The following is a 26,361-nucleotide window of genomic DNA, read 5'->3' as shown; positions in this document are numbered from 1 at the left end:
AACAGTAGACTTAACAGATTCGACCACTCTATCAAATACACTCATTGGATGTAATATAAGCAGTACTCATACAGGAAGTACTTCAAACCTTCTATATAATGACTATGACATAGAATTTCATCCTTATGAGTTCAGTGTTGTAACAAATGTAACTTTAGGAGAGACTTTTATTACAGCACCCCTCAACAATGCATTTATTTATATGTCAGATATCAATAAAGATGAAAATATGTCAGTGCAAATAAATACCGTAATAACAGCAAAAGGTAAATATAGCTCGAGTGGTCTAAGTAATTTTGTTACAAGTTGTTATGCAGAACCTATTGATATCAATATAAGTAAGTCAGACACTAGCAATACAGCACTTTTTTATAACTATAATTTTAATGATTATAATGCAAGCGGACAAAAAATAACAACAACACCTGATATTAACAGTAGTATCCCTGCCGGAATAAATAGAGATATAAATATAACTACTACAAACGCTTACTTTGAAAAAGATATGGATGGTATCTTGGACACTACAACTAGATTAAATTACAATAGAGAGGTTAATGAAACTGCCAATCCTGAGAAAGTTACTTTTGAAACTTTTAAAGTAAGTGACTCACGTACTAAATTTAATGCAAATCTCATATCAGATGATAATGCCACGGGATATGCAGATATAAATAAGTCTACTACACAAAGATTAGATATAACACACTACTACGGTAAAACACATGCGGGTAGACAAAGATTTGAAATAGTTACAGATGAAGACAATAAAACCGTAAATATCTACTATGAAGTCTTTTGTTTTGGAAGTACTTGTGACCCATCACTTCTTCAAGGATTTCCCAACAACCTAAAGAGAACAGATGATGCACGATGGTATATCAACCCAAATCATAGCACTGATAGAGATGGAAATGTAAGTTCTGTTGTACAAGTAGGTGGTAGCATGGCTACAGATGATATAGTAGATACAACTTCTCTTCAACAAACCACTCCAACCACGGTAGATATTAGTTATGATGCTTCTAAGGGATACCCATACAAAACAACGATGGATATCAACACTTCTAACTGGTTAATTTATAATAGAGATGATATAAATACAACGCAGTTTCCAGTAGAGTTTGAAAAAGTAGGAACGAGTTGGAGTGGTGAAGCAGATATAAATACAACTACAAAAGATCCAAATGCTGTAAAAACAAATAGGAGAAGTATGTGGTAAGAATTTCAAAGCATAATAAAAAATTCGGCTTTACCCTGATAGAGCTTATTTTTGCTATTGTTATTATTGCTATTTCTGTTATATCACTTCCCTTTATAACACAAATAACGAGTAAAGGAATTGAGAATAGTTTAGTCCAAGAAGCTATCTTTGCTTCTTCAGCAGAACTTATAGGGGTTACTGGTGGATACTGGGATGGAAATTCTATGTTCGACAGTAATCTAAGTAGTCTCTCTCGTGTTATCGACATTGATGGAGACTGTAATGCAACTACGAGACTAAGGCCTGGTCATATAAGTCAACCTTATCATAGGCGATGTCTTGACGAAAATGCCACTCTCGTTGGTCCGGCTGATAATACAGTTATTGCAGGGGTATCCGCAATTAATGATATGATACAGCTAGATACAAATTTAACTACTGATCAAGTCACGGAAGCTTCCGGATATAAAGATACTTACACTAGTGCTATTGCAGTAAATAGAAGTAGCAATATCAAAACCATTACTTCTACCATAAAAGACGCAGGGAAAACGGTTACAGTGCTTCGAACTCAAAGTGCGAATATTGGTGAAATAGATTACTTTAAGAGGACTTTTTGATGCGTAGACTTGGCTTTACAATGATTGAACTTATTTTTGTAATTATAATAATGGGAATTATTGGAAAATTTGGTGTAGAGTTTTTGGCACAATCATATAAAGGTTTTATTTTCTCAAATGTAAACCATAACTTGCAATCTCAAAGTAAAATGGCTGTTGAATCTATTGCTTCACGACTACAATACAGGATTAAAGATTCTACTATCAAAAGGCAAAGTGATGTTTTTGCTAACTATGAAGGTATAGGAAGTACCGTTATTTTAGGAACTGAGAAGGATTATAATATTCTTGAATGGGTAGGTGCGGATATAGATAGCTTTCGAGGAAACTCCTCACCATACTGGAGTGGGATAATAGATTTGTATCATACAAACTCAAATAATATGAACTTATTTTCACCCGAAACAAATGCTACATCAATCAATCTTATGATACAAGCCTTATCAAATGGAGCTAGGGATATCAATGATTCTGCTCTATATTTCATCGGTGCCGACAGCGATATAAAAACGGGTTACGGTTGGGATAGCAATCTTGCTACTCAAGTAAATGTACTAGATACGCAAACTGGTTCTATGCACCACGTTACAGCACCTTCAATTAATTCATTTGCACCAATCATAGGTAACTTTACAGGAATAGATGTATATGAATATTATCAATTAGCATGGACAGCGTATGCTGTAGGTATAAGTGATTGGAATGCGACCGATAATAACACAGGTACTTTAATGCTTTATTATGATTACCAGCCATGGTCACTCCATAGATATGATGATAATGGCACGAATAACCCAAATGCGATAGGGCATATAACTAAAAAAGCAATCATAATGGAAAATGTAAGTACCTTTCAATTTAAATCAGTTGGCTCTGTCATAAAAATTCAAGTATGTGTTAACAGTAAATTAGTGGAGGATTATTCATTATGCAAAGAAAAAACTATTTTTTAAAAAAATCCACACAATATAGATCTGGTATAGCTATGATTATGGCGATTATGGTTGTTGTAATCATTGGTACAATTATGGCTTTATCTTTATCTATGACCGCACAAACAAGTAAGAGAACAACTGATGTATACCTTTATGAACAAGCTGTACTTGTCTCAAAAAGTGCAGCTGAATTAGCATTACTAGATATTGCTAAAACTGGACCTTGTACAATAGCTTCAGATCATATTGGAGCATATAGAATGGATTTAAATAGAAATGCATCAACCTCGGATGATATCTATAATGTCGTCACAACTGTACGATATGTCTATGATGGATTCACTTGCCTTGACCCTAATGATAATTATGCAGATGTTACAACCGACGAGCAAAATGGTTCAGTTTTAATGGATATAACAGTTAGTGTTGATGATCCAACAATCACAAGTGAACCTATAAGATATTTTAGAAGAAGTATTCAAAAACTTTAGTATTTATAAACCTTTTCGTGATATAATAATTTATATATGTAACAAAAGGATTTATGAATGAATATCTCTCTCACTGGAAGACAATTAGAACTTACTGACGCTATTAAAGCTCATATGAACACTTCAATCGAAACACTTAACAAGTTTAACATGGACATCATCTCTGTTAACGTTGTAGCTTCTGCTCAAACAAAAAAAGGAAAAGAACACTCAGTTGTTGAGTTTGTTATAAACCTTGCACATAAAAACTCTGTAATCATTAAGCAAAATGACGATGATTTATACGCAGCTATTGACATCGCTACTTCACGCGCTCTAAAAGCTATGAGAAGAATGCACGACAAAGATGCAGGACATCATAAAGTTGGACTCAACGAAATAAAAGCTGAAAATGTTGATGTAAAAACTGCTACACTTGAGATGGAAGACGAGATTGTGCCTGTAGAGCTTGCACTTTATAAACCACGTGAAGTTGAAGATGTCTTAAATGACCTAAAAGACTCAGATAAAATATTTGAAATTTTCCTAGACCATGAAGATAAAACACGTGTTCTTTACAAACGTGACGATGGGAAATTTGGTCTATATTAGACTAAATCCATATGGATAATTATCAAACCCTAAAACAGCATTATAAATTTACACCAGAAGAAGAAGAGATTTTAAAAACTCTTCAGCCTAAAATGATGCTAGTAGTAGACAAGTTTATAGATGAATTTTATGACTATATTTGGGGTTTTGGTAAAACCGCACAATTTTTAAAAAATAAAGAGATTATTGCATATCACAAAGGAAAGATACGAGCTTGGTTTCTTCACTTATTTTGTGGTAAGTATGATTTACAATATTTTATGTACCTTTATAAAGTTGGTGAAGTTCATGTAAAAATTGGCTTGCCTACTTACTATGTAAACTCTGCTTTTACTTTTGTACGTACCTTTATAATAAAAAATCTAGAAGAAAATTTTGAAAATAAAGAACAGCATCTTAAAGAAATTTTAGCAGTTGAGAAAATCGTAGATATGAACCTTGATGCCTTGACAAGTTCATATAGAGAAGAAGAATTAGGTAAATTTCTATCTTTATCTAAAATAGAAAAGAATATTTTAATTGGATTGAAAAAATTCAATTCTTATATAAATTATTTTTTAGCTGCGGCACTTGCAATTGTTGCTTTTTTCGCAATTGGTCTTTTTGTCTATGATATATATTTACTCTTTTTTAGTGATATAAAAATAGAAAAAGGAATCCTAACGGTACTTGGAAGTTTACTCGTACTTTGGGCTTCTATTGAGCTTATTCATGAAGAAATAAACCACTTACAAGGCAAAGGCTTTGCCATAGGTGCTTTTATCATGCTTGCCATGGCAGCACTTATACGAAAAGTACTCATATACTCTTTATCTTCAGAGAAAGGTGAAGACTTATTGATTATCGGTGGAGTTATCGTTTGCTTAGCGGTATCTTACTGGTTAGTTGGGGCGAAGAAGAAAGCTTAAACTTTTTATAATTCTAACAACACGGTATCACGCCGTGTTGCTTCAAATTTTCTACATCCACTCTCAAATGCATTTCCTTCACCTATCAAGATACATTTATGTTTTGCTCTTGTTATTGCTGTATATATAAGCTTCGTGTTATGCATGATAAAATGAGAAAAAGTCATTGGGATAACTACGATATCATACTCCATACCTTGCACTTTGTGAATTGTAAGTGCGTAAGAAAGCATCAAGTAAGACTTTAGTTCAGCATATTCATACACTACAACTACATCTTCATTTGGATAAAAAACATGCACAAGTTCTTCTTCCTCTTCTATCTTAAAAAGCAATCCACTCATCCCATTAAATATTCGTCTTTGGTTGGAGTCTTCACCAGTCTTAAAACCCTCTCCACTCCAAGATGTCATGTTTTCATTTTTTATATGAACAACCTTATCCATCAAACGAAATTCAACCCCACCCTTTTTAACACACTTTTTCGGATTTGGATTAAAATACTCTTGTAGAACTTTATTCAAGTTTGTTGTACCTAAGGTACCACCTTTCATCGGTGTAATCACTTGAAAATAATTAAGATACTCTTTTATCTGTTTATTTTTGAGTCTATATCTTGCTTTTTCTATGGACTCTACAACTCGGTGAAGTAGTTCAGAGATAATGTTTTGCGAATTTTCTTCACGCATATCTTGAAGCTCATTTGAAGAGAGAGAATTTTTCATTCCATAGTAGTTTTGCATACTCACATCAACAAACTCAAAGTCATCATATTTTTGTCTATACTGGGGTACTTCACCTTTGCGTATATCATTTGCAATCAGCGTAATTGCTTGATCTTCACTTTGACGATAGATTTTTGTAAGTTTTACTATGGGCGCTAACTCTAAAGTTAAAACATCACTAAGCACATTTCCCGCACCAATAGGTGGAAGTTGTGCATCATCTCCAACTATAATAAGTATTGCTTTTTTACTTACCTTTACCAAAAAACGTGCGAATAATGTTGAGTTAATCATAGACGCTTCATCTATTAAAATAACCGAATAAGGGAACATATCACTTTTTTCATGTTTAACTATGAGAGACTGTATTGTTGCACTCTCATAACCTGTGGTATCAGAAATTCTCTGAGAGGCTATACCACTTAAAGCACAAGTCATTATCTCTTTTTTATCATATCTAGTATTTATAAGTTCTAAAATTGTTCTAGAAGTTGTACTTTTACCCGTTCCTGCATAACCCACTAAAAAAAGAATTGAGGCTCCATTATTTATCTTTATAACCGCTTCTTTTTGTTGCTCTCCTAACTTCAAGTCTGAATCTTCTAAAAACTTGTCTATATCTTTTACGAATCCACCACTGTCTAATTTTGCCCGCGTGTTAAATGTATCATAAAGAAACTTTTCTGCATCATAAAGTCTTGATGGTGAAAGTCTATCATTTTTCATTTGTACGATTTGTTGTTCTGCTACACGCATCACTAAAATAGATTCATAAATATTCTCATGTCCGCTAAATACAAGAAGCTCATTTAGCTCATGAAAAAGAACATCTTTAGCTACACAAGAGTTACCTTGTTGCTCACAATAGTTCAAAAGAACATAATCCATAGCAGAAGCTATCCGATTCTCATCTGTCCTCTCTACGCCCATTTTAAGTGCAAGTTCATCCGCACGTTTAAAACCTATGGAATTAATCGAAGTAAGTACATAAGGATTATCTTTTATCTTAGAACATGGTTCATCTACATCTTTCATTGCAGTTGCAATGGTTGTTAAAAGAACAGGGGAAACATCAAAAGGAGAAAGAAATTCGCCAAGCTCTCTCATAGAACGAAACTTCTTCCAAGAGTCTTGAATCTTTTTTAGACGTTTTTCTTTTATACCTTTAAATTCTAGTAACCTCTCAATATCATTATCTAAAATTTTAACGAGTTCCTCTGCTCCAAACGTCTCAATGAGTTCTGAGGATAACTTTTTTGTAAAACCTTTTACAATTTTATTTAAAAAGAAAAAAAGTTGGTTTTGGTTCACCTTAATTGATGTAAATTTAAAAGTTTTTCCATACTTTTTATGCTCTTCCCAAACACCAGTAAGTGTTATAGCAGAGTCTTTTATATGCTCTACCTCACTTTCAAAGTACGTTCCAGAAACTTTTTCACCACTTTTAAGTACCGCAATAAAAAAGCCTTCTTCTTCAAAGAGAACTTTATCTATTTGACCGATGAGAGTTTTTGTCATGCTACACTCTTTTCATACATTGCAAAAGCTTTTTGAGTAAGTGAAGAGATCGGCGCGCTAGCTATAGAATCTAATGCTACCCAAGTTATATCTTCACCTAAATCTTCTACAAGATAAACAAATACTTTTAAACGAAAGTGAGTAACAGAGTGTTTAAATGTACCTAAACAAGTATCTTCATGTTTATGTGCTTCAAGAGATGGTAGTTCTAACATATCTTTATACATACCCTCTTTTGACTTCACCATTGCAATAGCATTATCTTCAATACATATAGCGTGGTGAAGTTCTTTATCTACATACGTAATTTTTTTCTTTTTATAATACAAGGCAGGGTTTTCTTTTCCTATACATCCAGTAATTAAAGGACATATATCGCACTTAGGATTTTTAGGAGTACAAATCATAGCACCTAAGTCCATTAAAGCCAAATTATGCTCAGTTGCACTTTTTAGATTTAAATAGTTATCCGCTAAAACCCATAATTCTTTATCTTTTACATCTACTTTAGCAAAAAATCGGGCTAAGACTCTTGCAATATTTGTGTCTACTACACTCACACTCTGCTTATATCCAAAACTACAGATTGCGCTTGCAGTATATCTTCCTATTCCTGGAAGTTTTTCTAATTCTGCTGAAGTATTAGGAAGTCCATCAGGACAAAGTTGTGCAGTTGCATGAAGATTTTTTGCTCGTCTATAATAACCAAGTCCACTCCAAAGAGAAAACACTTCATCAAGGGAAGCTTTTGAGAGAGACTCTAAAGTAGGAAATATTTTTAAAAATCTTGGATAATATTCTGCTTCAACACGTGAAACCTGCGTTTGTTGTAGCATCACTTCACTTAGGTAAATATGATAAATATTAGACGTTTTTCTCCAAGGAAGTTCACTTCTTGCATCCGTAACATACCATGATAAAAGACTATTTTGAGAATGTAGGAGTTGGCGTTGTGTCAAAAAGAACTCCTAAGGATTAAAATATGCGTTGATTATAATGTAGTTCTAAAAAATGAAGTTAAAATATGTCATTACGACATATTTTTTAAGCTTTTACTCTCTCTAAACGCTCTGGCTCTTGCGCTTTATAAAGTTCTGCACAACCTTTAGAAAGTTCACGAATTTTCAACATGTAGTTTTGTCTCTCAGTTTGCGAAATAGCTTTTCTTGCATCGAGTACATTAAATGTATTTGATGCTGCCATACAAAGATCATAAGCAGGAAGAGGAAGCCCTGCTTCTAGTGTTTTTAGGCACTCATCACATTTAGCATTAAAGTCTGTAAAAAGCATATCTGTATCTGCAACTTCAAAGTTGTACTTTGAAAATTGTATTTCACTCTCTTTATGAACATCACGATAATAAGTTGTACCATGTTCATTCTTACCCCAAACGATATCAAAGATATTGTCCACACCTTGAAGGTACATTGCAAGTCTTTCCGTTCCATAAGTAATCTCAACTGCAACAGGATTACACTCTATCCCTCCAACTTGTTGAAAGTAAGTAAACTGAGTAACCTCCATACCATTTAACCAAACTTCCCAACCAAGACCCCAAGCACCAAGTGTTGGTGATTCCCAGTTATCTTCTACAAAACGAATATCATGTTTTGAAACATCAAGCCCAAGAAATTCCAGTGATTTTAGATACAGTTCTTGAATATTATCTGGTGAAGGTTTGATTAATGCTTGAAACTGATAGTACGACCCAAGTCTATTTGGGTTTTCACCATATCTACCATCTGTTGGACGACGTGATGGAGCTACATATGCAGTAGCCCAAGGAGTAGAATCAAGTGAACGAAGAAATGTAGCTGGGTGGAATGTTCCAGCACCTGAAGAAATATCATAAGGTTGTACAATATTACACCCTTGTTTCATCCAAAATTCTTGTAGTTTTAGTAACATCTCGCTAAAAGTTATCATAATTTCCTCATTAGTTTACATTAAAATATTCTGTAATTATATCTTAGAATGCTTGTTTATTAATAAAGAAATGGATAGAATATTATCAATAAATCATATATATTTATTACTTATCTAGCCATTTACCTTCATCTATTTCTATAATTTTTGCTTTTATATATTATATAAATAAATCGGAGTACCAGTATATATATATTTTATCATACATAAGGATGACACTATCAATTTTACATTTTTAGAAGTTACAGAAAAAGATTTATTGAAAAAGGTATTTCAATTCAGATACAAAATTATTTTAGGGGTATATCCTAAATCTCTCAATAGTTCAAATATTAAAAACTGTGAAGAATCTGACGAATATGATCCTTATTCAATACATTTTGTAGCTTTAGACGAAGATGGAGATATATCTGCAACAGTACGACTGATCCACCATTCACCAATTGGGTATCCAACCGAGAATAGCTCGACTTTTGATAAAAGTATGTTTGAAAGATATAAACTCGCAGAGATGTCAAGAATATTTATAGCTACAAAATATAGAAGTATGCAGTCAACAAAAAATATTATAAATGGTCTTAAGAAGTTAATGTTTGTTAAGATGATGCAGCTAGGTGTAGAGTATAGTTACGGTTCACTTGAAGAAAATTTTTTAAGACTGCTCAAAATCTATAAACTATGTTATCATACGTTAGCGAACAAATCATCACATGGTTCTATTGGTTCACGATATCCATGCATTTTATATACTAAACAATTTGGGACTGATAATCCTGAGCTCATCAAACTCTGGGAGAAGGAATGTGAAACAGAAATTTTCTAGTGCTATACAAAAATTTTCTTTTGTTCTACTTCTATTAGTAAGTTTCACTCAGTTAAATGCCAAAGAAAATGACATACTCTCTTCTATCTCCAATGATATAGAACATTTTAATAAAGTAGCTACACTTACAAAACAAAATGAGCATTATCAGCCTTATATTATCTCTGTATTTCAAGGTAAAGAACTTGAAAAACTTGGTATTTCCAATCTAAAACAAGCTTTAGAATTAGTTCCAGGTATTGATATAGCCACAGATAATGCTAATACCATCACACCAATTTTCAGAGGTTCAAACTCTCTCGCATATGGTCAAACAAAACTTTTTATAGATGATGTATTGGTCAACAACCTCTTTATTGATGCTTATTCAGAATACCTAGGACTTCCAGTTGAGATGATAAAGAGAATCGAAGTTGTCAGAGGTCCGGGTAGCAAAACAAATGGGGTTAATGCCTATGCAGGTTCTATACATATAATCACTTACGCAGAAGACTTTTATGGTTTTGAACCTGATAATAAACTAGTTTTTAAATACGGTTCTTATGACTATAAAATGGGTGGGTTTGTAAAAACATTTAAAGAGAAAGATTTAAGAATTTATATAGATTTTTACTACCAACAAGATAATAAAAAATTACCCGCAGGACCAGATGGCCTTTCACAAGGTAATCTTAGTATTCCAGGGCTAGCTATAGACAATTCTTCTCTTTCAAAAAATACTGACGCACCATTATGGCTTACGGACTATTCTCTTGGACTAAACCTTACTTACAAAAACTTTTCTCTCAAAGCAAGGATGCTTGATCATACACAAGGGAGTGCATACGGTATCAATCTTGCATTACCCCAAGACAGCGATCGATTAAAACTACCAAGCTATTATCTTGAACTCGGCTATAATAAAGAGATTAATGACTTTAAAGTCCATATTAACGCAGGAATAAAATATGATACCTTTGATTCTCATTCAAAGCTTATTCCAGATGGCTTGCATTTTATAGATATTATTAGCTATCGCGAAGACGGCACAATTATCCCCATAACTTTAACAAATGGAGCATATGCAGAACACTTAGCAAAGCAAAGAACACTCTACCAATCTACTTATATTCAATATGACGGCATAGGTAAACATAATATTACTGCTGGTTATCGGCTAAGTAAAGAGCAAACAATAGGTATGGTTTCAAAACTTTCCAATCGATCAACAGGTGATGTGGCACTTATTGATTATACAGAGACCCTACCATTTTTTGATAAGAATGCTAAGCGTAATATAACGATTCTTTCTTTACAAGATGAATTTCAATTTAATAATCAAATTAGTTTTATCTACGGCTTTAACTATGAGCAAACCTCATATCAAGATGCAGAATTTGAACCTAGGATATCTATGGTCTACCAACTAGATTCTGAAAATATATTTAAAACTATATATAGTCGTTCTCACAGAAATGCCTCATGGCAAGAGATGTTTACAAAAAACAACAGTGCTCGAGTAGGTAACACCAACTTAAAACCTGAGAAAGTAGATGCCTTTGAAATTGCATATATCAAGACCTATTCGAGTGACACCTATTTCCAAACAAACCTTTTTTACCTTCTTAATAAAGACCAAATATCTAACTCCTCTACAAACCCCGAATATAAAAATGCTGTAGATACAAATATATACGGTTTAGAATTTGAGTACAATGGTCACTTTTCCTCTCTTGATAAATTCTATCTAAACTATTCTTATGTATCAGGAACTGCAAAGATAAAAAACACTGGAGAAAGCGAATATATACCAAATATTTCACATCACTTAGCAAAAGCATACTATATTTACGATATAGATCATACTTTAGCACTTAGCGGTGTTGCCAAATATGTCAGTTCAAAAGATAGAGTATCTACTGATACCCGTGAGAAAGTAAATGCGTATTCTACTGTAGATGCAACAATGAGCTATAAAAGCTTAAAATATGACTATACCCTAATGTTGAGTGTAAAAAATCTATTTAATGCAGATATAAAATATGCATCTCCACCAAATACCTATAGTGAAGATTATACACAAGAACGCAGAAATTTTCTCATAACTCTAAAGAAGAAATTTTAAATGAAAAAAATAATTCTTCTTCATTTAGCTCTTTTTAATTTAGCCTTTGCCTATAATTATGATGAAGTGCTACTCAAGGCCCAAGCTTCCATTTTTCCTAAAATAATGCTTTTAGATAAAAAGCTAGAATATAAACTAATAGATGGAAAAATAGTCTATACAATTATTTATGATAAGAGTGATTATTTCACAGCCTTGGATATAAATAACTTTATAAATACAAAATACAAAGGATACTTAGATAAATATGCTTATAGAATTAACCTTGTAGAAATTTCAGATTTTTCACAAAGAACAGAAGCTTCTTCTATCTATGTACTTCATGTTGGCAAATATATTAAAAAAATAGCAACTATTGCAAAAGAAAAAGGTGTAATATCTTTTTCGTATGACATTAATAATTTAAAAAATGGATTAATGTTTTCATTATCAATAGAAAAGTCTATCGTACTTTATCTTGAGAAAAGAAATATACCTTCACAAGATGTAGACTTTGTTGATTCTTTATTACAGATGGTTCGATTTATTGACAGCAAAACTTTTAATGAGAAAATTATATTCAATGATGTTTTAACTCCAAAACTCATTTATGTAAATATAGTAAAAAAATTAAGTTTTAGCAGGAGTATTTAAATGCAAGAAAAAATGAAATCGCTCTCTAGTAAAATAATTTTAGTAATATCATTCATCTTTATATCATCTATATTGATAATTTTTAGTGTTTTTGAAAAAATGAATAAAGAGGCTTTTTACAGCGTTGAAATAGAAAAAGCAAATCTAGTTGTAAGAACAATTGAACCATTAATTGCTCTCAATATATATCTTGGTATGGAAAGCAGAATTGATAGTACAGTGCTTCAACTTATAGAAAATCCAAATATCCTAGCTGTTAAAGTTTTAAAAAACAACAAGATTATTAATGAAAAAAAATCTAGAGAATATAACATAAATGTCGAAAGCTCCTTTATCATAGAGAAGAATCTGTTTCAACCTAATTCTAAAAATAAAATAGGTAGTATAATCCTTGTATACTCAAGTAAAAACTATGAAAAATTGATAGATAGGTATAGAAACCTTCTTATGAAGGTAATTTTTGCATTTAGTATATTCTTTTTACTATTTGGATTGTATGTAAAGAAACTTTTATCTCCTCTAAAAAATATTGCAAAATCATTAAAAAATTATTCTCCAGATCAGAAGATTAATATTCCTTATATAGAAGAGAACAATGAAATTGGCCTCATTTCACAAGCCCTAAATAATATGCAGCAAAGCATATTGCAGTATTCGGAACAACAACAAAATATTAACAGATACCTTGAAGATAAAGTAAGCGAAAAAACATTAAAGTTACGCACACAACTCTACACAAATTCTCTCACAAAATTACCAAATAGACTAAGTCTGCTACACGACATTAATATCTTCAAAGATAGTGCTCTACTTATTATAAATATTGATGATTTTAAAGAGATAAATGATTTTTTTGGACTACTAGCTGGAGATAATGTTTTAATAGCATTCGCACATAAGTTAGAAAGTATGTTATCGATGGAGAAAAATATTACGTTGATACATCTTAGCGGTGATGAATTTGCTCTCTTCTTCATGGAAAAACCTTCACTAAAGAGCTTTGTAGAAACCGCAAAAACTTTGATTTTAGATATAGAAAAAATGGTTTTCTTTCACGAAGAAAATGAGCTTTCAATAAGGGCTACACTCGGTGGAGCATTCCAAACTCAGGAAGCTTTAGAAAAGGCAGATATTGCTCTAAAATCTGCTAAAAAACGTGGTAAATCATTTTTACTTTATGATGAAAAGTTAAATGTTGAACAGCAATATAAGAATAATATTGAGTGGGTTAAAAAAATTAATATAGCTATTGAAAAGGATAAAATAGTTCCATTTTTTCAACCTATTTATGATAATAAAACTAATGCTATTGTAAGTTGTGAATGTCTCATCCGATTAATTGATGAAAATAATAATGTTATTAGTCCTTTTCATTTTCTTAGTATTGCTAAAAAAAGTAAGCTCTATGTGAAATTAACAAAAATTATGATTGAAAAAAGTTGTCGATACTTTGAACATCTGGATTGTGATTTTTCACTTAACCTATCAGTTGAAGATATGCTTGATGAAGATATTGTTAATTATATCAAATTTAATATCAAGAGATACAATGTAAGTAAAAAAATTGTTTTTGAGATCCTGGAAACTGAAGGAATAGAAAGCTATGAAGAGGTATCACTCTTTATCGATGAAATGAAATCCTTTGGATGTAGAATAGCCATAGATGATTTTGGTTCAGGATATTCAAATTTTGCATATCTACTTCAACTCAACATCGACTATATTAAAATAGATGGGTCACTCATAAAAAACTTAGATAAAGACTTAAACGCTAGAATGGTTGTCGAAACGATTGTAAGTTTTGCCCAAAAATTAAATGTAATTGTTATAGCAGAGTATGTTCACAATGAAGAAATACATAAAAAAGTTAAAGAATTAAATATAGACCGCTCTCAAGGTTTTCACCTCGCAGAGCCTCAAGAACAATTAACTTCATAGCATTTTACATATAATGTCCCCTACTTCTTTATCTAATGCTGATCCAACAACACCACATTTCACTTTGAGTAAAAAGCATATATTATCTCTTTTAGGTGGAGTTAAGCACTCATAATTACCCATACCTTTACTTATAATTAAATCAGCATTATCAAAAAGCTCTTGCGCTTTTCTATTTGCTCGATTATACGAAAAGCCAGGTGTATTCACGCCGCTATCAACTAAATTACATAAGGTATCAAATCCACACGCTTGTGCTTCTTTCATCGTCACATCATTTATTATAGGATTTCCCCTAACCATATATGTAAACTCTATTGATGGGTACAACTCTTGTAAAGTTTCAATAAACATATAATCAAAAATATGTTCGCCTACATTATCGCCTAAAAGCACTACATTTTTTGCGCGTTCAAGTTCTTTTTGAAATATATCCATATCATTATGGGAAAAATCTGTGTGAAATATTTTTTCTAATTCTTCTTCTAAAGAAAACTCAACTGCCGCTGCTAAATCTATAACATTCCCAGCTACTGCTATCTTTGTAGCTGTTAAGAGTTTGTTCTCTGTAATGGATAACTTCTCTTTTAAGATGGGTACAAAAGAAAGAGCTTTTTGTGTTGAGAGTTCTTTTACCTCATCGTAAAGGTCTTTTTTATTGGCGATCTCTGCCATGTTTTCATATACATAGGATGCGATTTCTGGTGGGTTTTGTTTAAAAGAAAAATCTTTACTTAGATTTTCAACGGTTGATGTAAGTTTTTGGGTAAGTTTTTCATCTGCATCTATCGCACGGGCAACTTTTACACTTTGGTTGATTATACAAGTAACGCAAGCTTCATCTATATTCATTTGAGTCTACTTATCTGCATATTCTTCTACAGTTTTATTCCACATAAGTTTATATTTTCTTCGCATAAATTCAACTTCTTGTTGTGAAAGCCTTAGCTGTTCTGTAAGTGTAGCTATTGTGTTTCTATCTTCATCGTATAGCTCTTGTAAAGATTTAAGTGCCTCTTTGAGAAAATCATTTTCCACTCGAACAGAATCAAGTGTTTCATCTTTTGCATCAAGAACTTTCTCATGAAGGTTAATAATTGTACCAATAGTTTTTTCGATAAACTCAGGTTGAACAACTAATTCTTGGGTATTTCTTCGAGCTAGTTCTTTAAGTTTTTGAGGAATAACCGTATCTACCGCACCTTTAGAGGGATTAATCATTCTGATACCATCTTGAACCATTACAGTTAACTTTTCACCTTCGACTAAAGCGTCAAGGGCGTCCATATTTAAACCTGTTAATTCACAGTATGCGTCATCACTAAGCCATTCCACAGTAACTCCTTTCTCATATAGCTTGAACTAGTCCAAGCTATATTCAATCATTAAAGCTTTGCCTATCCCCAAGATAGGAAACCTCTACCTATAAGCTGATTATCGTCTCTATTTCTGAAGAATCCATTTCAACTTTTTTTGCTTTTGCTATTCTATCTTCTTTTAACTTCACTAATAACTCTTCGTTACCAAGTGCTAAAATTTGCATTGCTAAGTATGCAGAGTTAATTGCTCCAGCTTTACCTATAGCAACAGTAGCAACTGGCATACCAGCTGGCATTTGAACAGTTGAAAGAAGTGCATCGATTCCTGAAAGAGCAGAAGCAGACATTGGTACACCAATAATTGGCTTCACAGTTTTAGAAGAAAGGACACCCGCTAAATGTGCGGCCATACCAGCAGCAGCAATGAAAACTTGTGCACCTTTTTTTTCAGCTGATTTAATATAATCTGCTGTTCTTTCAGGTGATCTATGTGCTGAAGAGATAATCATCTCATAGTTAACACCAAAAGCTTCAAATGTGTCAGAACACGATTTCATTACCTCATAATCACTTTTAGAACCCATTACAATTGATACAAATTTCATTTAATCTTTTCCTATAAATTTATTTATGAAATTATAGCGAAAATTAATTACCTCTTAGTATAGCACTTGATATATTTGTCATTTGTCCTTCCCTTACTTCTTGAAAAACATTTGGCATAGGAGTACTACTTACATTACGACCATAGATAAAACTTTGTTCTTCAACCAATGTCTTGTATGCTTTATTTAACGTTAATGTTCTTTCATACGATGGAAATAATAATATTGATATGTCATTGTGTAACTGATCTATCATCTCTTGTTTTAATTTTCCATCTTTAGCAAAAAATTTCTCCTGTACTTCATCATTGTTTCTGAATTCATTTGCTGAATGATTATTTTGCAAATAAAAACTATATTCATATTGGGAAGCATGATTTTTATATTTTACAGTAGGTTCTTTTAGCCCTACTATGCCTTTTTGGCTCCAATGGTTCCAAGCGTAGTTGTGTGCATTTTTATCTATTCCATCAAGCATTCGAGGATATGCAAATACAGAGTCAGTTGTCGTTCCAAGGTGGGAATGACACCCCATACAGTTAATAGTCTCTTCATGAGTTTGTGGTCTTAAGCTACCTTGTTTATCTTCAATAAATCCCTGATATATCCAACCGATGTCATTGTTTAGCCCCTCTTCATAACTACCTCTAAATGTTGCCATAACAGCTTTAGAATTGTCTAATGCTAAAGCTTCTTGTAATTCAGATGAAGCGATTCTCTTTATCTCACTGTATGTTTTCCAAGTATATTTTTTAGCATATCGTAATTCTTTCATCCGTTGAGACATCTTAATATGATTCTTAGTATTATCCCAGTCTAAATACCTAACACTATGTAAAAATTCTGTTCCTACGGGAAATAAACCTAGAGCCAAGTGAACATTACCTTTTTCTAAAAATTCTTTGGCCTTGCCAACATATGACATTTTGTCGTACGTTGTTATAATAATTTGTGTACTAGAGTCTAATGTACCATTCTGATTCAAATCCACCCCATATAGTACTTCATCTATTGCAGTCGGTAAATTTACATCTTTATTTTTAATCAAAGACTCTACAATTTTTAAATTTAATTTATAAACTTCCAAATCAAAACTACCTTTATCATCCTGCGAAAATACTTTAGCTAAACGAATCATCACATCATCTGTCGAACCATTGGTAGGCCAAAATGTACCTAAAAATGGGTAGTATCTAAATGCTCTCCATAATGTGTACTCGTTATTATTATCTTTATCAAAACCCTCATCATCAAAATTGAAATAACAATCTGGCTTATACCCTTTCCACGATTCTGGGAGTTTATCGGCTAAAATTATTGTGCCGTTTGTGTCAATATAATTTGATTCTCTCACATACTCTAATATACTCTCATCACTAATTTTTTGTACCTCCACACTTCGATCTTTAAAAAGATTTATATATGGGTTTTTCATAATTTCATGTGGGAAGTTGTATTCCAGCTGTAGGTTTGTATCGTTATAATAATTTGGAATCTTTCCAACTGTATGACAACTATAACACGGATTAGAGATAGCTCCAGTTACATTATCTTCAGTTTTTGTATAACACATTGAAGTTATATAACTTGCTCTTGTATTGATTATCTTGTCATAGCTAATGTTGTTATCGTTTTCTAAGTTCTGCAGATAACTTATCTTATCCGTTGAATTTACAGATGAATTATCTGCACAAGCTAGAAATAATATACTGATTGTAAAAAATATAAAAAATTGATTCATTATGTTTGTCCCAAGGAAATTAAATTGAAGAAAAAATGTAATCAAGACAAGAAGTCTTGATTAAAAAGCTTATTGAAAAATATTACTTGGAATACCATCAATATAACCTATTTCAGCTTTTAGCTGCTCGTCAGTAGCGTTTTCAATGAGTGCTGAATTTGGTTTTGTGCCATCAGCCGCTTTTGGGTTGTCTTTAAATGGATGTTGTGTATTAATCAAAAGAAAACCTTTGTTCCCAACAACACCTGTATCCACACCAGTAACTTCACCTCCAATCGGTAAAGAAGCTATTCTAGTCATAGTTTTATCAACTGTATTGTAAGCCCATGACATATTGTTTACATGTTTTGTTGTATCTTCTGAGATTAGTAATGTGTTATGCCCAATGTAAGTGATATTATCAGGATTAGAAATTCCTTCTGGAGAACAAGTCCATTCATCAGCATAGTTATCATTAACACCTAATGGCTTACCAACAACAATTGCTTCCATTTTTGTACCACTATAATCTGCATCTAAAGAAACTTTATATACAGCTCCACAAATATTTTTAGCTAGTTTGATATCATTAGCTGGTTCAGTGCCTTTATAGTTGTCTTCCATACTTTTCTCAATCGAACTCATAGCTACATAAAGAGAATTGCTATCTTTATCATATGTTAAGCCTTCTTCTTTTCTAAACTCAGTCGTAGCGCCTTTATATGCTGCATATTTACGAGATTCTAAGAAAGCCGCTGCTTTTTCTTGACCTGGCACTAATTTTAAACACTCTATTGTAGAATCTTCATAAACTCTTGTGAAATCAGTAGCACATGTTCCAGCTGCGTCAGGCTTAGCAATTTCAAAAATATCTGTTAATTTCATTTTAGAATCAATTAAAGCTTTAACTTCACTGTCTTTTGCATGTCCTAATTCTACCCATGAAAGGTCAAAGCTACCGCCATTCTCTGCTGATGTTTGTGCAACTTTAGCAGCATACAACGTACCTTCCCAATCAGCTTTAAAACTGTCAATTTTTGTATCTGAAACAAACTTCCAGAAACCTTTTGCTGTTCCATCATCTGACATATACACAGTTTTACCATCTGGCATCATCGCTGCTAACTCTGGTGTATATTTACCAGTTACATAGTGCTTAGAAGACTTCGTAGTTCCATCTGCTTGTGGTTGAACCTCAACGATATAACCATAATTATATGGAGAGAAATAATCTCCGTTATACCCATTTGTCTTATCAATATTAGTATCACCGAGATATTTTTGCATACCATTTACATATGAACAAAAATAGTTAGATTCGCCTGATGTATCATTATCAGTTCCATCTAATGCACAATCGGCATAAAAAGGGGAAGCAGTGTCTGCAAAGATTGAGTTTAATGAATAATCTTCCTCTCCGCCTAAATGGGAGCCATATGTTGTTTTAGAGCTAGCACAATTAATAATCGTTCCGCCAATTGCAGATAAGTCAACTGGTTTTGTCTCTACTGGTACTAAAGCACCATTTTCTAATGTAAGTTCAGTGTTATAAAGTTCACCTGGACGTTCTTCCATATGTGTTACTAAATAAGATTTACCACCAACATTTATTAGTGAGTTTCCATCAGGTCCATCTGAGATATCTTGTGAGCCATCTGACTTTAAAATAGGCATATCATTTTTATCAGTCATAAGGCCGATAGTACCTGTACCAATAGTATCACCCATTTTTGCTAATGTTTTATATGTTAATGGGTATTCTTGCGTTGTATTGTCAGTATAACTAACTGTAAGCGTATCAGAAACTCTCATAGAGCGTTTTTGTGTGTCATTTGATGAAAGTTCCACAGGAGTAAATGCAATACCCTTTACTTCTTTTTCTTGAGAACCATCTGAACTACAACCAACTATTGTTAATGATGCTAGTGCTATACTAGCTGCTATTGAAATTTTGTACATTTACTTCTCCATATATAATATGGGAAGAAGTATATATTTCACGTATTACAGAAAGAATTCGTAAAGTAGACATTTTGGCTACATAGAGAATAAGCTATTTTTTAGGATTTGTTCCCATATCTGCATTTACAGGTACTCTTAAAAAAGTATATACTGGCATTGTTGTAGGGAGTGTTATAGGGTTTGTATTTCCACTATGTACTGCATCTAAAACTTTTTTACTTTCTGCAAGTATCTGCTTTAACTGCATATACATTTTGCCATCTCTCTCATATGTAGAACCAATTTCATTATCTACTATTTCAATCTCAGAACCAAGAGGTGCCATGATTTCCATCTCATCATTAGGAAATGTTTTATACTTGCATAGATAATGCGTTCCTCCCTCAGTCACAATACCACTTACTTGATGTGTTCCGAACTGCATAGAAAAATCTAGGCTTTGTGTATCATTTTTTTCAAAAGGACGAGAAACTAGATAGGCATCTGTATATCCACGATTTTGTAAAGATTGAAGTTCATACTGGTATTTATCCTCATTAAATTCTTCTCTATAGTAATCATTAATCGCCATTCTATATGCTTTTGCAGTTGTCGCAGCATAGTTTGCCGTCTTTGTACGTCCCTCAATTTTTACCGAATCAACTACACCAGAGTCAAGAATCTCTTTCATATGAGAAGCAAGATTTAAATCTTTTGCATTCATGATATATGTGCCAACACCCTCTTCCTCTTCAAGTCTAAAAAGTGTACCAGTATCAGGGTTTGCAGCATACATTTCATACTCAAATCTACAATCATTTGCACATGATCCTCGATTTGGTACACGACCACTTTGAAGCGTTGATATAAGACATCTTCCGCTGTATGCAAAACACATCGATCCATGAACGAAAACCTCAAGCTCTAAGTCTGGAAGCTCTTTTTTAATCGCAACTAAATCTTTAAGTGATATTTCACGAGCCGTAATAATACGAGTAGCACCCATTTCATGATAAATCTGAGCATCAAGTACATTCATAACATTAGCTTGTGTTGAAAGGTGTAGTGCCATTCCAGGTGCTAAATCATGACATAATTTAAGTACACCAGGAGTAGCTACTATAAAAGCATCTGGTTTCAATTCAGCCATTGCAATAATATGTTTTTTAAGAAGACTTAGTTGAGAGTTAAAAGGAAACCCATTAATAGTTGCATAAACCTTTTTACCTCTTTCATGAGCATAAGCTATACCTGCAGCAAAATCTTCCATAGAGAATTCTTTGCCTGAACGAATACGAAGAGAAAAGTGTGAAACACCTGCATAAACTGCATCAGCACCAAAATCAATTGCTATTTTTAATTTTTCTAAAGTTCCCGCAGGAGATAATAATTCTACTTTTTTCATTAATTTCCAAACTGAGCAAGAAGCGCTTCAATATCATCTGTTGAGGCTAGATCATGATTTTCATCACCTACAATGTGTGTTGCCGATGAAACTCTATTTTCATCATCAATTTTACCCTCAAAAAGAGTATTCATATATTTTGCGAGCGAACGCATTACATTAATTACACGTTCAATTTTTTGACGATGTATATCTTGGTATTGCATAATATCCATAACACTCATAATAGAATCTCCACTATTTTGAAGTACTTCTATTGTTTCACTTGCTTCCTTAAGAGCTTTCTTATTTTTTTCTAGTTGCTCGTTAAAGGCTTTTACTTCGGGAAATTTTGCACTTAATGTTGTAAAAAGTTCTACATTAGAGCCAAGTACTTCCACAATAGAAGATATATTTTCTTCTCTGTCCATCAAATCATTACTTATGCCTTCAATAATGTCAAAAATTTCTGAGGCTTTTTCTTCACTCTCTTTCGTTACGTCATCTAGCTGATGAACCATTTTGTTTTCATCAGTCGCTGGAAGTGGCCAATGGTGTGAAGTTTCATCAGTATAGCCAAGAGGATTACTATTATTTATGGCCTCTTCACTCTCTTCTTGAATCGCCTCATCAGAGCCAAGTATATTCTCTAGATCTTCATCAGAAATTTCATCACCGGATTCATCTCCTAGTGCATCAATATCATCCGCTGCATCTTCCATTAAAGCATCTAATTCTTCTTGAGTCATATAAATTTCTCCATTGAATAATTAATTATTTACACTATAATATCATAAATATGTAAAATTGCGAGAAAAAATGATTATTGACCTACATAACCATACTACTCTTTGTAACCATGCCCAAGGTACTATTGATGAGTATATAATTCAAGCTATACAATCGGGAACAAAAATATTTGGTTTTTCCGAGCATGCACCCATGGATTTTGATCAAAAATATCGTCTAAGTTTTGAGCAAATGAATGTATATCAAGACAATGTCCTAAGAGCTAAAAAGAAATATGTAAATGACATAGAAATTTTACTTGGCTATGAAGTTGATTTTTTAGAAGGTCACATGGACGAAAGAGTTCTACATGCTGATGTTGATTATCTCATTGGTTCTGTTCATTTCATTGATAAATGGGGTTTTGATAATCCTGAATTTATTGGTAGATATGAAGATGAAAATATAGATGATATTTGGCAAAAATACTTCGATACAATTGAGAAAATGGCAAAAAGTGGATTATTTGATATTGTAGGTCATTTAGATCTCATTAAAGTGTTCAAATTTATGCCAAGTAAAAATATTTTAGATATTGCGAATAATGCACTTATAGCAATAAAAGAAGCAAACATGGTTTTAGAGATAAATATGGCGGGGTATAGAAAACCTGTTAAAGAGGCTTACCCATCTCAAGAACTTTTAGAAGCAGCCTATAATTTAAAAATTCCTATAACTTTTTCTTCTGATGCACATGCACCAGAGCAGGTAAGTTTATTCACTAAGGAAATCCTTTCTTTAGCTCGTAATGTTGGCTATACGCAGTGTGCAACTTTTAACAATAGACAAAGAAAAATGATAGACTTTTAATCATTTTTTGTCATGTATAAGCTTAGGCAACATATAAGATTATAATATCATATGTATAACTTATTATTTTATATTATATTAATCTTATATTTGTTATAATTCTTACTTAAGATAATAAATAAGGAAAAATAATGAAAAAAATAATATTAACTGTAATTTCTGCTGCTTTACTACTTGCTAATGCTGCACAAGAAAATAAAACTCAAACTGAAGTACAGGTTGCTCAAACTAAAACTGAAATCAAAGCTGTTGTAGCAAAAGCTGAGAAAGAAGTTCAAGTAGTTGAAAAAGAAATTCTAGCAGTTGTAAAAGAGTCTAAAACTGAAACTGGTGATGTATTTGAAATTAAAAAATCAAAAAGAGAAGCTCTTCTTGAAGCTGAGTTAGCAAAGAAAGAAGCTTCAAGAGATGAACAAGCTGCGTTGAGGGAAGCAAAACTTCAAAAACTTGATTCTGACCTAGCCGAAAGAGCAAAACAAAGATCGACAATAGTTTATTAATATAATCAAAGTTAGCATCTCAGCTAACTTTCAGTATTTACCATCCACATAAAAAAACACCTAAATAATTAAAAATAAATCTTTCTCATGCATTAATTCTAAGCTTTAGAATCAAAAAAAGACTAAAGTATAAAGTGTAATTTAAAGCTAAGATATGTATAATGTGTATATAATAAAATTACAAAAGGAATTATTAATGGGTAAATATATAGAATTAACAGCAGCAGATTATGAAGCAACAGTAGCAGAGGGTGTATCTTTAGTAGACTTTTGGGCTCCATGGTGTGGACCTTGTCGTATGATCGCTCCAATTATTGAAGAACTAGCTGAAGACTTTGATGGAAAAGCTAAAATCTGTAAAGTAAACACAGATGAAGAGCAAGATATCGCTGTTAAATTTGGTATCCGTTCAATCCCTACTATCATGTTCTTTAAAGATGGTGAGATGGTAGACCAAGTTGTTGGAGCTCAATCTAAACAAGCTCTTACTGATAAGATCAACGGTCTTTTAGCGTAATCGATAAAAAAACTTTACGTCCTAGAAAAAAGGGGAAAAGTCTTTTTTCTTTATCTACATTGTTAGCTTCATTTTTTGGGGCAGCAATGATAGCCGCTGCATTTGCATACTTCAACTACAAATTCTCAGAATACAAATTTATTGACTTTGAAGAATGGACTTTTTATGAAAAAAGTGATGTATTTATTCCAAACCAAGAAAAATATATCGTTATCTTTTATTCTTCAAAAGAAACAGGCACTATGGAAAAACTAGCAAAAATAAATTTAAATCTACCAATACTCGCAATTGACTACTACAACAAAGTACGTGAGAATACTCCAAATACTACTTTTTTAAGGTCTGGAACAAAAAATTCTTTATCTTTTATTCAAAGATTTAACATTTATGAATCTCCATCTATTTTTTTTATAAAGAAATCAAAAGACACTCTTTATAAACAAGACAGTATGATACGTAAACTAGATAATCTTAATGAATTATCAAAACAAGTAAATAGCTTATAGGAAAATAAATGATATTAGACTGCGCAATTATAGGTGGTGGACCTGCTGGACTTACTGCTGGACTTTATGCTACACGTGGTGGACTAGAAAATGTAACTATGTTTGAAAAAGGTATGCCTGGCGGTCAAATCATGAACTCTTCAGAAATAGAAAACTATCCTGGAGTGACTGGTGAAATAACGGGTATGGATCTTATGACTTCATGGCCTGAGCAATGTCAGAGATTCGGTCTTAAACATGAAATGGTTAATGTTACTCGTGTAACTAAAAATGAAAAGCTATTTACAATTCATAAAGAAGATGGAACAACGACTGATGCACATAGTGTTATAATTGGGACAGGTTCTTCTCCTCGCCGTGTTGGCTTTAATGGGGAGGATGAGCTTTTTGGTAAGGGTGTGAGTACCTGTGCTACATGTGATGGCTTCTTTTATAAAAATAAAGAGGTTGCTGTAATTGGTGGTGGAGATACTGCTTTAGAAGAAGCTCTATATCTAGCAAAAATCTGTTCAAAAGTTTATTTAGTTCACCGTAGAGATACTTTTCGATCAGCTCCAAATACAATAGATAGAGTAAAAAGAACTGAAAATATTGAGCTTGTACTAAATTCTTCACCAGATGAAGTATATGGTGATAAAATGGGTGTTGTTGGACTCAAAGTTAAAAATAAAGATGGTCAAATTCGTGACATTGTAGTTCCAGGTGTATTTACTTTTGTTGGGAATGATGTAAATAATGAAACTCTCCTCCAAGAAGATGGAAGCTTTTTATGCGATATGAATGATCAAGGTCAAGTAATTGTAGATATTAGTATGAATACTTCAATCCCTGGTCTTTTTGCAACGGGAGATATGCGTATAGCAGCTCCTAAACAAGTTGTGAGCGCGGCTGGAGATGGTGCAGTTGCTGCACTCCAAGCTATTTCTTATGTTGATGAGTTACTAAACGACTAGATCAACCCTTCTTCTGTCCCAAGTACAACTTGGGAATTTTCTTTCTCTACTTTTTAATCAAAACACTACTAAAGATTTGGTATCATTCTAAATTATAAATAAATTTATTTAAAGGCAATACTTATGATTAAAATTGGCGTATTTGGTGCAAGTGGTAGAGTTGGGAAACTTCTTTTAGAAGATTTAAAAGTTACTCCAGATATGAGTGTAAGTACTGTATATGTTAGAAATGAGTTAGATTTTTCAATTGACCCATCTATACTCATTACAACAGATATGAAATCATTTTTAAACTCATGTGATGTAGTCGTTGATTTTTCACTTCCTGATGCTTGTGAGACGCTTCTTGAAACTGCAATGGATATACCAAAACCGCTAGTAATAGGTACAACTGGTCTTAATACATATCAACTTAACTTACTTCAAGATGCAAGTAAAGTTATGCCTATACTTTACGCTACAAATATGTCACTAGGTGTAGCCCTCTTAAATAAGCTTGTATACCAAGCTTCATCTGCCTTAGAAGGCTTTGATATTGAAATCGTAGAGATGCATCACAAACATAAAAAAGATGCTCCTAGTGGAACGGCATTAACTCTCAGTGAATCGGCTGCTGCGGGTAGAAACTTAGATATAAATAAAGTACGAGTAAGTGGTAGAGATGGAAACATCGGTGAGAGAACAAAAGATGAGATTGCTGTCATGGCACTTCGTGGTGGAGATATCGTTGGTCGCCATACTGTTGGTTTTTATAACGATGGTGAATTTATAGAACTAAACCATACTGCTACATCAAGAAATACATTCTCTAAAGGTGCAATCAGAGCAGCTAGCTGGTTATCAAAAAAAGAATCAGGCTTATATAGCATAAGCGATTGTTTAGAGCTTAACTAATCTTCCT

The 26,361-nt window shown here is 32.7% G+C and carries 25 protein-coding genes and 1 pseudogene; 16 read left to right on the top strand and 10 right to left on the bottom strand.

Going from position 1 to position 26,361, the window contains the following annotated elements; all coding sequences use genetic code 11:
- The 6 genes and pseudogenes from ACI9TV_RS01470 to ACI9TV_RS01445 form a co-directional block, all read left to right on the top strand.
- Positions 1 to 1,222, top strand: a pseudogene (locus ACI9TV_RS01470) (hypothetical protein); the annotation flags it as partial.
- Positions 1,216 to 1,824, top strand: a complete 609-nt coding sequence (locus tag ACI9TV_RS01465) for a prepilin-type N-terminal cleavage/methylation domain-containing protein (RefSeq protein ID WP_415248986.1) — start codon at positions 1,216 to 1,218, stop codon at positions 1,822 to 1,824. The pseudogene ACI9TV_RS01470 and the gene ACI9TV_RS01465, both read left to right, overlap by 7 nt.
- Entirely contained in the window at positions 1,824 to 2,777 is a 954-nt protein-coding gene (locus tag ACI9TV_RS01460; RefSeq protein WP_415248985.1) for a prepilin-type N-terminal cleavage/methylation domain-containing protein, read from the top strand. Before ACI9TV_RS01465 ends, ACI9TV_RS01460 begins: the two co-directional genes overlap by 1 nt.
- Positions 2,753 to 3,250 (top strand): hypothetical protein, encoded by a 498-nt coding sequence (locus tag ACI9TV_RS01455; protein WP_415248984.1) that lies wholly within the window; start codon positions 2,753 to 2,755, stop codon positions 3,248 to 3,250. The genes ACI9TV_RS01460 and ACI9TV_RS01455 overlap by 25 nt, the downstream gene beginning before the upstream one ends.
- A 57-nt stretch (positions 3,251 to 3,307) precedes the next feature.
- A complete protein-coding gene (gene hpf, locus ACI9TV_RS01450) occupies positions 3,308 to 3,841 on the top strand; it encodes a ribosome hibernation-promoting factor, HPF/YfiA family (protein WP_415248983.1) in 534 nt (177 codons plus the stop codon).
- 11 nt (positions 3,842 to 3,852) lie between these two features.
- Positions 3,853 to 4,749 (top strand): protoglobin domain-containing protein, encoded by an 897-nt coding sequence (locus ACI9TV_RS01445; RefSeq protein ID WP_415248982.1) that lies wholly within the window; start codon positions 3,853 to 3,855, stop codon positions 4,747 to 4,749.
- 5 nt (positions 4,750 to 4,754) lie between these two features.
- Here the strand turns inward: ACI9TV_RS01445 and ACI9TV_RS01440 are convergent, their stop codons facing one another.
- The 3 genes from ACI9TV_RS01440 to glyQ all read right to left on the bottom strand — a co-directional run bounded on the left by ACI9TV_RS01440 (position 4,755) and on the right by glyQ (position 8,918).
- The gene (locus ACI9TV_RS01440) at positions 4,755 to 6,992 is read right to left on the bottom strand and encodes an AAA family ATPase (protein WP_415248981.1); all 2,238 of its coding nucleotides are present in this window, start codon (positions 6,990 to 6,992) and stop codon (positions 4,755 to 4,757) included.
- A complete protein-coding gene (locus ACI9TV_RS01435; protein WP_415248980.1) occupies positions 6,989 to 7,951 on the bottom strand; it encodes an A/G-specific adenine glycosylase in 963 nt (320 codons plus the stop codon). The genes ACI9TV_RS01440 and ACI9TV_RS01435 overlap by 4 nt, the downstream gene beginning before the upstream one ends.
- 85 nt (positions 7,952 to 8,036) lie before the next feature.
- On the bottom strand, positions 8,037 to 8,918 hold the full coding sequence (glyQ, locus tag ACI9TV_RS01430) for a glycine--tRNA ligase subunit alpha (protein ID WP_415248979.1): 882 nt from the start codon (positions 8,916 to 8,918) through the stop codon (positions 8,037 to 8,039).
- Between the two features lie 259 nt (positions 8,919 to 9,177).
- Here glyQ and ACI9TV_RS01425 point away from each other — a divergent pair, with 259 nt between their 5' ends.
- Genes ACI9TV_RS01425 through ACI9TV_RS01410 form a run of 4 tightly spaced genes read left to right on the top strand, consistent with a single transcriptional unit; the run spans position 9,178 to position 14,416 of the window.
- Complete coding sequence (locus ACI9TV_RS01425) at positions 9,178 to 9,741, top strand: GNAT family N-acyltransferase (RefSeq protein WP_415248978.1); 564 nt, start codon at positions 9,178 to 9,180, stop codon at positions 9,739 to 9,741.
- A complete protein-coding gene (locus tag ACI9TV_RS01420) occupies positions 9,722 to 11,845 on the top strand; it encodes a TonB-dependent receptor plug domain-containing protein (RefSeq protein ID WP_415248977.1) in 2,124 nt (707 codons plus the stop codon). The genes ACI9TV_RS01425 and ACI9TV_RS01420 overlap by 20 nt, the downstream gene beginning before the upstream one ends.
- On the top strand, positions 11,846 to 12,478 hold the full coding sequence (locus tag ACI9TV_RS01415; protein ID WP_415248976.1) for a hypothetical protein: 633 nt from the start codon (positions 11,846 to 11,848) through the stop codon (positions 12,476 to 12,478).
- Complete coding sequence (locus ACI9TV_RS01410) at positions 12,479 to 14,416, top strand: EAL domain-containing protein (protein ID WP_415248975.1); 1,938 nt, start codon at positions 12,479 to 12,481, stop codon at positions 14,414 to 14,416.
- Here the strand turns inward: ACI9TV_RS01410 and ACI9TV_RS01405 are convergent.
- From ACI9TV_RS01405 to ACI9TV_RS01375, 7 genes are all read right to left on the bottom strand, one after another.
- Positions 14,411 to 15,268: a damage-control phosphatase ARMT1 family protein gene (locus ACI9TV_RS01405; RefSeq protein WP_415248974.1), complete on the bottom strand. Its 858-nt coding sequence runs from the start codon at positions 15,266 to 15,268 to the stop codon at positions 14,411 to 14,413. The genes ACI9TV_RS01410 and ACI9TV_RS01405 overlap by 6 nt on opposite strands.
- A 6-nt stretch (positions 15,269 to 15,274) precedes the next feature.
- Positions 15,275 to 15,751, bottom strand: a complete 477-nt coding sequence (locus tag ACI9TV_RS01400) for a DUF3972 domain-containing protein (protein WP_415248973.1) — start codon at positions 15,749 to 15,751, stop codon at positions 15,275 to 15,277.
- Between the two features lie 88 nt (positions 15,752 to 15,839).
- A complete protein-coding gene (purE, locus tag ACI9TV_RS01395) occupies positions 15,840 to 16,340 on the bottom strand; it encodes a 5-(carboxyamino)imidazole ribonucleotide mutase (RefSeq protein ID WP_415248972.1) in 501 nt (166 codons plus the stop codon).
- A gap of 43 nt (positions 16,341 to 16,383) precedes the next feature.
- Entirely contained in the window at positions 16,384 to 18,081 is a 1,698-nt protein-coding gene (locus tag ACI9TV_RS01390; RefSeq protein WP_415248971.1) for a hypothetical protein, read from the bottom strand.
- 69 nt (positions 18,082 to 18,150) lie between these two features.
- A complete protein-coding gene (locus ACI9TV_RS01385; protein ID WP_415248970.1) occupies positions 18,151 to 20,019 on the bottom strand; it encodes a PhoX family protein in 1,869 nt (622 codons plus the stop codon).
- Between the two features lie 94 nt (positions 20,020 to 20,113).
- Positions 20,114 to 21,406: a peptidase U32 family protein gene (locus ACI9TV_RS01380; RefSeq protein WP_415248969.1), complete on the bottom strand. Its 1,293-nt coding sequence runs from the start codon at positions 21,404 to 21,406 to the stop codon at positions 20,114 to 20,116.
- Positions 21,406 to 22,134 (bottom strand): chemotaxis protein, encoded by a 729-nt coding sequence (locus tag ACI9TV_RS01375; protein ID WP_415248968.1) that lies wholly within the window; start codon positions 22,132 to 22,134, stop codon positions 21,406 to 21,408. Before ACI9TV_RS01375 ends, ACI9TV_RS01380 begins: the two co-directional genes overlap by 1 nt.
- A gap of 70 nt (positions 22,135 to 22,204) precedes the next feature.
- Here ACI9TV_RS01375 and ACI9TV_RS01370 point away from each other — a divergent pair, with 70 nt between their 5' ends.
- The 6 genes from ACI9TV_RS01370 (at position 22,205) to dapB (ending at position 26,354) form a co-directional block, all read left to right on the top strand.
- On the top strand, positions 22,205 to 22,984 hold the full coding sequence (locus tag ACI9TV_RS01370; RefSeq protein ID WP_415248967.1) for a histidinol-phosphatase: 780 nt from the start codon (positions 22,205 to 22,207) through the stop codon (positions 22,982 to 22,984).
- A 131-nt stretch (positions 22,985 to 23,115) separates the two neighbouring features.
- The gene (locus ACI9TV_RS01365) at positions 23,116 to 23,484 is read left to right on the top strand and encodes a hypothetical protein (protein ID WP_415248966.1); all 369 of its coding nucleotides are present in this window, start codon (positions 23,116 to 23,118) and stop codon (positions 23,482 to 23,484) included.
- 196 nt (positions 23,485 to 23,680) lie between these two features.
- Positions 23,681 to 24,001 (top strand): thioredoxin, encoded by a 321-nt coding sequence (gene trxA, locus ACI9TV_RS01360; protein ID WP_415248965.1) that lies wholly within the window; start codon positions 23,681 to 23,683, stop codon positions 23,999 to 24,001.
- An 86-nt stretch (positions 24,002 to 24,087) separates the two neighbouring features.
- Positions 24,088 to 24,507, top strand: coding sequence for a hypothetical protein (locus tag ACI9TV_RS01355; RefSeq protein ID WP_415248964.1), 420 nt, complete (start codon positions 24,088 to 24,090; stop codon positions 24,505 to 24,507).
- An 11-nt stretch (positions 24,508 to 24,518) separates the two neighbouring features.
- Positions 24,519 to 25,460 carry a thioredoxin-disulfide reductase gene (trxB, locus tag ACI9TV_RS01350; protein WP_415248988.1) on the top strand — a complete coding sequence of 314 codons (942 nt, stop codon included), beginning with the start codon at positions 24,519 to 24,521 and terminating at the stop codon, positions 25,458 to 25,460.
- A gap of 123 nt (positions 25,461 to 25,583) precedes the next feature.
- The gene (dapB, locus tag ACI9TV_RS01345) at positions 25,584 to 26,354 is read left to right on the top strand and encodes a 4-hydroxy-tetrahydrodipicolinate reductase (RefSeq protein ID WP_415248963.1); all 771 of its coding nucleotides are present in this window, start codon (positions 25,584 to 25,586) and stop codon (positions 26,352 to 26,354) included.
- Positions 26,355 to 26,361: the final 7 nt, after the last annotated feature.

The organism is Sulfurimonas sp., from assembly GCF_047622445.1.
GTDB lineage: Bacteria > Campylobacterota > Campylobacteria > Campylobacterales > Sulfurimonadaceae > Sulfurimonas.
Note: the sequence above shows the minus strand (reverse complement) of the source record. Positions and strands in the feature narration are given on the sequence as shown.